A 7941-nucleotide genomic window follows, 5' to 3' on the forward strand; every position below is an offset into this window, starting at 1 on the left:
GTCTGGAAATCACCATCGATATAACCATATGAACTTCGAATATCCCTTACCAATTCAACAAGATTGTTCTCGCTTAGGTCCACTACATGAAGCTTCAAAGGATTTCTTTTAAAAATTTCCTTGGTTACAGCCTGGCCGATAGACCCTGCACCTCCAATGACCAAAAAAGATGAAGAAGCTACTGTTGATTTAAGTTCATCTTCATGTTTCTTAAGGTCGTCGGAAAAAAGTTCTTGATCTCTACCGATAAGTTGTAAAATATTCAACATAAACTAATCATATATACTACTCGTAGGCTAAAGCAGGCTTTCTTGAGTGTAATTTTCCTTTTTGTGAGGGATGAACAAAGAATAAAAAAGAGCAAAGAATGAAATTCCCATATATTTGCTCATCATACTTTCAAATAGAAAATTCAACAAAATCAAAATTAAGAATCCCCAACCGATTAATCTGAAATCTGTAGGATAAATCTTTAGGTTTAAAAAAGTATAGGCTAGAAGCCTTCTGCCATCCTCTACAACCAATTTTAGAAGCTAATTCAAAACCCCACAGAAGTCCAATACGATTTTTTTCGTATCGGGCTTTATTTCTTTAAACTCCTTGTGGCCCACCAAATATACTAGGATATCGGCCTTTTCGATAGCCTTCTTATAAGGTGTTAGTTTAAAAACATGATGTGAACTTAAATTGGGTTCCACGATAAAATACTCTTCGTTATTAGAATTTTGCAACACTTTCTGAGCAATATATTTTGCAGGAGACTCCCTCAAATCGTCAATGTCCGGTTTGAAGGCCAATCCCATAATGGCAATTTTTGGCTTTCTGCCATGATTCAGCTCAAATTGCAATTTAGCCGTTTGTATTTTCTCGGCGCACCAAAAAGATTTATAATTATTTATCTCGCGTGCGGTACCGATAATTTTGGATTCCAACGGATAGTCGGACACGATAAAGTAAGGGTCGACGGCAATGCAATGGCCTCCCACGCCACATCCTGGTCTAAGAATGTTGACCCGAGGGTGTTTATTGGCCAAATCAATAAGTTCCCAGACGTTAATGTCAGCCTTGTCGCAAATAAGCGAGAGTTCGTTAGCAAATGCTATTTGAACGTCCCTGGAAGAGTTTTCCACCAATTTGCACATTTCCGCCGTTTTTGCGTTCGTTTCATGCAATGCCCCTTTTACAAAATTCTTATAGAAATCTACCGCCTTTTTGGTAGATGTCGAATCTATTCCCCCAATCACCCTATCATTATGGACTAATTCGTACATTACATTGCCCGGTAAAACTCTTTCAGGACAATAGGCGATGTGCAATTTGTTCTGTAGTTCGGGTCGTTCACTATAAATCAAACGCATCATTGCCTCGGTAGTACCTATTGGCGATGTCGATTCGATGATGTAGAGGTCTCCATTTTTTAAAAATGGAAGAATCGCTCTGGTAGCCGCTTCCACAAATGAAATATCAGGTTCATTTTTTCCCTTAAAAGGAGTGGGAACAACAATAAGATACGTTTTGGCCTCCGTGGGAACGGTGGAAGCTTCTAAAAAACCATTTGCGACTGCCTGGGAGACCGCTTCGCCCAGAGAGGGCTCCATAATATGGATTTTGCCCGCATTAATGGTGTCCACTATACTTTGGTTGACATCTACCCCGTGAACTTTCCTTCCGGTCTGAGCTATCAATGCCGCCGTGGGAAGGCCGATATATCCGAGGCCCATCATGACCACTTTTTCGTTTTTCATGTTATAGCTTATCTATGAATTCTACGATTTTTGCACAGGCAGTTCCATCTCCATATGGATTATGCCGTGAACTCATTTCCTTGTAATGCTGTTGATCCGTCAGTAATTTTTGGGTTTCCGATGTGATTTTATCAACATCAGTTCCAACCAATAATACGGTTCCCGAAGCGACCGCCTCGGGCCGCTCCGTAGTATCGCGCAGAACCAATACAGGTTTACCTAGGCTTGGTGCCTCTTCCTGTATTCCGCCACTATCGGTTATAATCAAATATGACTTATGCATAAGCCATACAAAAGAGGGATAGGACAAGGGTGCTATCAAGTGTATATTTTTTATGTCATCTAATAGTTCGTAAACCGGTTTTTGCACATTGGGGTTTAAATGAACCGGATAAATAATTTCAACATCGGGATGGTTCTTTGCAATTGTTTTTAATGCCTTGCAAATATCGATAAAGCCCTGTCCGTGATTTTCCCTTCGATGACCGGTAACGAGTATTAATTTCCTGTTCGGCCGTAGAATTTTTTTTATCGACTCGATTTCTTTGTGTTTAAATTCTGGCGATGTAACCTTATCGACACTTAACCTTAGGGCGTCGATTACAGTGTTTCCCGTAACAATTACTGATTCAGGTAACTTGTTCTCTTTCAGTAAATTTTCTTCCGATGTTTTGGTTGGGGCAAAATGGATATCGGCGACAACACTTGTCACACATCGGTTCATTTCTTCGGGAAAAGGCGATTTCTTATTGAAAGTACGAAGCCCCGCCTCTACATGACAAACCGTTGCACCAGTGTAAAATGCAGCCAGACTGGCGGCCATGGTTGTGGTGGTATCCCCGTGAATATAAACGTAATCAGGAGAGAAATCCTCAAGAACCGGCCTTAGTCCTATGATAATGTCGGAGGTCAAGGTAAACAGGTTTTGGTTCGGCTTCATCAAATCAAGATCATACTCGGGGGTAATCTCAAAGAATGAAAGTACTTGGTCAAGCATCTCCCGATGCTGGGCGGTAACACATACACGAGTATCAAACTTTTCGGGAGATTTATTAAACTCCTTGATTAAGGGTGCCATTTTAATGGCTTCAGGCCTTGTTCCAAAAATGATCAGATTTTTCCTTAACATATTCTGGGTCAATTATAGCTCGTAGCTAAAACACTGTTTTTGGGCCGTCGGGCAAAAGTACGATAATTCTTTGCTTTCTTGAGACGCAGGCTGTTCTCTAGGCCATTTTCGGCGAGTATCCGCTTTGCAAAACCGTACCAGGTCATCGCCTCCCCATCGGTAAAATGATGTAGTCCGTAATGCGTACTTCTAGAATCAATCAGACCTAAAACAAAATTTGCCAAGTTCTTGGCGTGGGTGGGGCAGCCTTTCTGCTTGTCGGTAACCCGCAAAACTTTGTCCGTCTTTGTTTTTTTTAGAATCGTCTTATAAAAGTTATTCCCAAATTCTGAATAAAGCCAAGAAGTTCTGATTATAAAATAGCGTCCGGGAATCTCCCTGATATATTGTTCACCTTTTAATTTCGATGCCCCGTACACATTGATAGGGTTGGGCTTATCGTTAATCGTATACGGTTCCTTTTTCTCGCCGTCAAAGACATAATCCGTTGAAATATGAATTAACGTTACGTCATTTTTAAAACAATTCTCCGCAATGTTCCGTACACCTTCCGCATTGACTGCAAATGCTTTTTTCTGCTCACTCTCTGCCTGTTCGACATTTGTGTATGCGGCACAATTTATGCAATAATGATAATGCCCATTTTCAAAGATTTCGGCTACGTTTTGGGTATCAGTAATGTCCATATCCTTGGAGTTTTTGAAAAAAAACTCGAGTGCAGGATAGTTCGAAGCAATTCTTTGGATGCTTTGGCCCAATTGTCCGTTTGCGCCGGTTACCAATATGCGGGTCATGGGTAAATCTCTTTCAGTGTTGGCAAATTTTTATCTTTTTCGGAAAGAATGAGTTCCTCCTTGGGAAATTCCCAATCGATGTTCAGGGCATCATCGGAATACAATATGCCGCTTTCCGATTCCGGATGGTAATAATCATCACAATTATAGGCAAAAATAGCTTCTTCGCTTAAAGTCAGAAAACCATGCGCCATACCTTTTGGTATAAAAATTGATTTTTTATTTGACCCAGACAATTTGAGTTTATAATGTTGCCCGAAGGTTTTGCTGTCTTTTCTAAAATCCACTACCACGTCCAATACTTCGCCCATGATCACGGTTATTAGCTTTGATTGGGCGTGTTCACCTGTTTGAAGATGAAGGCCTCTTAAGACACCTCGTTTTGAGATGGATTGATTGTGCTGCACAAAATCTATGCTGTGCCCTGTTACCTGCTCAAATTCATTTTTTTTATAGGATTCAAAGAATATTCCGCGCTCATCTTCGAATATCTTTGGTTCTAAGACGTAGCAGCCTTTCAGGTGGATTTCGGTTATAAGCACAGGTTTTAGGATTTTATTTATTTGTGATAGTTAGCTGCTCGTTGTGGGTATTTTAACCGCTAAATTCGAAAACCTACTGACAGAGCAAGAAGGGAAGGTGCAACGAGGACTGTCAAACCTTATATATTGGCATTTCATTTCAATTGCATCAAATAGGTTCCATATCCGCTTTTTAATAGCGGTCGGGCCAATTTATGCAACTGAGCCTTATCGATATAACCCATAATGTATGCGACTTCTTCAATAGAGCCGATTTTCAGGCCTTGCCGTTCTTCGATAACAGCGACAAATTGGGAAGCCTGCATCAACGAAGCAAAAGTACCTGTATCCAACCAGGCAATACCCCGACCTAAAATACTCACCTTCAATTTGTCTTTTCGCAAATAGGCCCGGTTAACATCGGTGATTTCTAGCTCCCCCCTTTTACTGGGCCTGATATGCTTTGCGATTTCCACAACTTCGTTATCATAAAAATAGATGCCCGGTACGGCGAAATTAGATTTCGGGTCCTCGGGTTTTTCTTCTATCGATATGGCCTTGCCTGTCTTATCGAATTCAACAACACCGTATCGTTGAGGGTCATGAACATGATAACCGTATATGATGCCCCCATCGGGATTATTATTTTCCTGTAAAATTCTTGCTAGTCCGGATCCGTAGAAAATATTATCACCCAATATCAAGGCTACCTTTTCAGTTCCTATAAACTTTTCGGCGATAATAAAGGCTTCGGCGAGACCATTCGGTTTTTCTTGAACCGCATATTCGAAACTACAGCCTAGTTGACTCCCGTCTTTCAACAATTTTTTGAACAAGGGCAGGTCATTCGGGGTCGTGATAATCAATATTTCCCGTATATCGGCCAACATAAGGGTCGTCAACGGATAGTAAATCATCGGTTTATCGTAGATAGGCATCAGCTGTTTGCTCACCGCCAATGTAAGCGGATGCAAGCGTGTTCCAGAGCCTCCTGCCAATATGATTCCCTTCATTTCAAAATCAAGTTCAAGTTCAAGTGCGCCCCAAATTTCGGAGCTACTTACTTTGTTCAATATACCATAAAACCGTCTTCCGAAGTCCAGTTTCGAAATTGGTTTCAGCTTGCCAACCTAGCTTATTTTTAATTTTACTGGCATCAATGGCATAGCGCATATCATGACCTAAACGATCTTCTACAAAGGCAATCTGTTCTTTGTAGCTTCCTGTTTTTTTAGGATAAAGCTCATCTAGAATACCGCAAATCGTCCGGACGATATCCAAATTGTTGTGTTCATTGTCTCCTCCTATGGCATAGGTTTCGCCAGTTTTCCCTTGGTTAAAAACAAGGTCAATTCCTTTACAATGATCAAGCACATATAACCAATCCCGTATATTCTTTCCATCACCATAAATAGGAATTTTTTCACCCGCCAAGGCTTTTCTGATAATGGTCGGTATCAACTTTTCGTTGTGCTGCTTGGGGCCATAATTATTCGAACAATTACTTGTGACCACGTTCAACCCATACGTATGATAATAGCTCCGCACCAAAAAATCGGAAGCAGCTTTTGATGCGCTATATGGACTATTGGGCGCATATGGTGTTTCTTCGGTAAAATAACCCTCATGACCCAAGCTACCATAGACCTCATCGGTAGAGATATGGTGGAAACGTGCGGCCTTGAAACTTTTTTTTGGACGGTTCGGCGCTTCGAGCCAATATTTTTTTGCCCCCTCAAGGAGTGTAAAAGTTCCATGAATATTTGTTTGGATGAAAGCGTCTGGGCTAGCTATTGAGTTATCAACATGCGACTCCGCTGCAAAATGTATGACCGAACCAATGGAGTGCTTTTCAAAAATTGTGGTAATCAAATCCGCATCGCAAATATCTCCTTCCAAGAAAGTGTACCGATTGTTATTTTCTATTTCCTTAAGATGCTCAAGGTTACCCGCATACGTAAGCTTGTCCAAATTAACGACGTGAGTATCGGAATACTTTTCCAAAAAGAAAGGAATAAAATTACTTCCAATAAAGCCTGCACCACCGGTTATGAGAGTTGTATTCAAATTGTTGGAATTATCGGGCATACTTAAAGCTCCTTTGATTTCTTATTTAAATATTTGAAAAACGTACCCATTACAAAAATAAACACCAGTATAAATGGGATTACCAATATACCTTGGCTGTAAACGGGCACCTTTACTTTTTGATTCTTTCCGAAGTTGATAATCCTAATCGTATGTTTTTGTTCCGCTATCTCCAACTTTGCGCGCTCAATTTCCTTTACCAACTTGTTTTTCAAAGATAAAAGACTAGGCACTTCCAAACTTTTTTCGTTCTCCAACACCACGGTACCTTGGTCTATGCTTTTTCCTCGGGATATATTTTTGGTGTAGCCATCGATAAGTGCATCTATCTGTCTGATAAGTTCTTGATTTCTTTCTATTTTGACCAGAGCGTTCTGGTTATAGATTTGCTGTAATTCATTGAAAAACTCGTTGTCGTTGATATATTCCATCAAACGCCTGGTCGCTTCCCTACCGGCCAGATCATTTTTGTAATAAAAGGTTATCCTATGATTGATTCCACTCTTTTTTAGGATCTCAGTCTTTACCACATCCGCAATAAAGGTATCGTCTTGAAAATTCTGTAAGACCTCTAAATACTTCAAATTTTCTTCCCGATCTACTTCCTCAATTTCCTCCTTTATAGGTTCAATTTCAATTTCTAGGCTTTTCAGTTCGGATATCACAATACCCAACTCCTTAAAAAAAACGGTGTCCTTTGATTTTAAATTAGCATCGATTTCCTCCACCACATTGTAGAGATAGTCTTTGCTATCGAAATTGGGCATTACGATAACCTCGGTCTTTAGCTTGTCCGAAATCAAGAACTTTAATCCATAGCCTATTGCCAAACCAATAAAGACAAGTATGGCCAGTTTCCAAAAGTTGGTCTTGAAATATAGATATATCGTAAGGAAACCTCTAAAAAGACTATTGAACCCCCTACCGATCATCCTAAACAATTGCCCCAAATCTATCTCATCAGAATCAGGTCGTGAATTCACCGGTTTATTATCTGCCATTTTTTGGTTGCTATGAACTGTGGTTGCTATGAATGAAAAATCTGCGTTAATATCTTGTCCGTTATCAAATAGGTAGGCTTCACGCCGGTCGTTCCCAGCCCCCCAGAAGCTAAAGTGCTGCCTGTGACCAGTGGGTTGTCCGAAGCATAATAGGCATATCTCACTTTTACATCTTCGCGTATGCTCTTGCGTATCTTCGAGGCCGATTGCACGGCTTTTTGGTAATGCACCCCTTCCATTTCAAGGCCGATAACGTTCCAGGTGCTCTGTTGGAAAAACTTCAATATATCCTTGTTCTGCAAAGAGGTGCCCAAGACCGTGACCATGGTGCCTTCGAAAACTTTTAATCCATGCCCTTTAAAATCTTCGGCGCAAAGTTCGTTCTTAAAGGGATAATTATCGGCAGTTCCTTCGAAAATATGAGCTGATGGTATCATCAGATCGCCTTTTCCCCCATCGAGAATACCGGCTTTGCCCATAATCGAAATCGAGGCTACATCCAAAAAAACTTCCTTTTTCTTACCTTCTTTGTAAGGCTTTAAAAGCTCGTCGATGGTTTCGTAGGCCTGCTCGCCAAAAGCGTAATCCATTACAAATATAACAGGTTTTTCGGCATCGGGAACGTCTTTTGACAGTTCGTAGCAGCAGGCATCCTTTCCCATC

General features: G+C 40.7%; 8 protein-coding genes and 1 pseudogene. All 9 read right to left on the bottom strand.

Going from position 1 to position 7941, the window contains the following annotated elements; all coding sequences use genetic code 11:
- Positions 1-269: polysaccharide biosynthesis protein (locus tag ACEW8S_RS05845; RefSeq protein WP_373517241.1), on the bottom strand; the 269-nt coding region annotated here is incomplete at its 3' end.
- 264 nt (positions 270-533) lie between these two features.
- Positions 534-1745, bottom strand: coding sequence for a UDP-N-acetyl-D-mannosamine dehydrogenase (wecC, locus tag ACEW8S_RS05850; RefSeq protein WP_373517242.1), 1212 nt, complete (start codon positions 1743-1745; stop codon positions 534-536).
- A gap of 1 nt (position 1746) precedes the next feature.
- Positions 1747-2823 carry a non-hydrolyzing UDP-N-acetylglucosamine 2-epimerase gene (wecB, locus tag ACEW8S_RS05855; RefSeq protein WP_373517243.1) on the bottom strand — a complete coding sequence of 359 codons (1077 nt, stop codon included), beginning with the start codon at positions 2821-2823 and terminating at the stop codon, positions 1747-1749.
- Positions 2824-2882: 59 nt separating this feature from the next.
- Positions 2883-3668 (bottom strand): dTDP-4-dehydrorhamnose reductase, encoded by a 786-nt coding sequence (rfbD, locus tag ACEW8S_RS05860; protein WP_373517244.1) that lies wholly within the window; start codon positions 3666-3668, stop codon positions 2883-2885.
- Positions 3665-4210, bottom strand: a complete 546-nt coding sequence (rfbC, locus tag ACEW8S_RS05865; RefSeq protein ID WP_373517245.1) for a dTDP-4-dehydrorhamnose 3,5-epimerase — start codon at positions 4208-4210, stop codon at positions 3665-3667. The genes rfbD and rfbC overlap by 4 nt, the downstream gene beginning before the upstream one ends.
- Positions 4211-4344: 134 nt before the next feature.
- Positions 4345-5202, bottom strand: coding sequence for a glucose-1-phosphate thymidylyltransferase RfbA (gene rfbA / locus ACEW8S_RS05870; RefSeq protein ID WP_373517248.1), 858 nt, complete (start codon positions 5200-5202; stop codon positions 4345-4347).
- 43 nt (positions 5203-5245) lie between these two features.
- Complete coding sequence (gene rfbB / locus ACEW8S_RS05875; RefSeq protein WP_373517246.1) at positions 5246-6277, bottom strand: dTDP-glucose 4,6-dehydratase; 1032 nt, start codon at positions 6275-6277, stop codon at positions 5246-5248.
- A 2-nt stretch (positions 6278-6279) separates the two neighbouring features.
- Complete coding sequence (locus ACEW8S_RS05880; RefSeq protein WP_373517247.1) at positions 6280-7278, bottom strand: hypothetical protein; 999 nt, start codon at positions 7276-7278, stop codon at positions 6280-6282.
- Positions 7279-7304: 26 nt separating this feature from the next.
- A pseudogene (locus tag ACEW8S_RS05885) lies at positions 7305-7941 on the bottom strand (hypothetical protein); the annotation flags it as partial.

Source organism: Pricia sp. (genome assembly GCF_041745955.1).
Classification (GTDB): domain Bacteria; phylum Bacteroidota; class Bacteroidia; order Flavobacteriales; family Flavobacteriaceae; genus Pricia.

Coding starts and splice junctions, on each gene's coding strand:
- wecB (WP_373517243.1), bottom strand. CDS start 2,823: ATGGCACCCTTAATCAAGGAGTTTAATAAATCTCCCGAAAAGTTTGAT.
- wecC (WP_373517242.1), bottom strand. CDS start 1,745: ATGAAAAACGAAAAAGTGGTCATGATGGGCCTCGGATATATCGGCCTT.
- rfbD (WP_373517244.1), bottom strand. CDS start 3,668: ATGACCCGCATATTGGTAACCGGCGCAAACGGACAATTGGGCCAAAGC.
- rfbA (WP_373517248.1), bottom strand. CDS start 5,202: ATGAAGGGAATCATATTGGCAGGAGGCTCTGGAACACGCTTGCATCCG.
- rfbB (WP_373517246.1), bottom strand. CDS start 6,277: ATGCCCGATAATTCCAACAATTTGAATACAACTCTCATAACCGGTGGT.
- ACEW8S_RS05880 (WP_373517247.1), bottom strand. CDS start 7,278: ATGGCAGATAATAAACCGGTGAATTCACGACCTGATTCTGATGAGATA.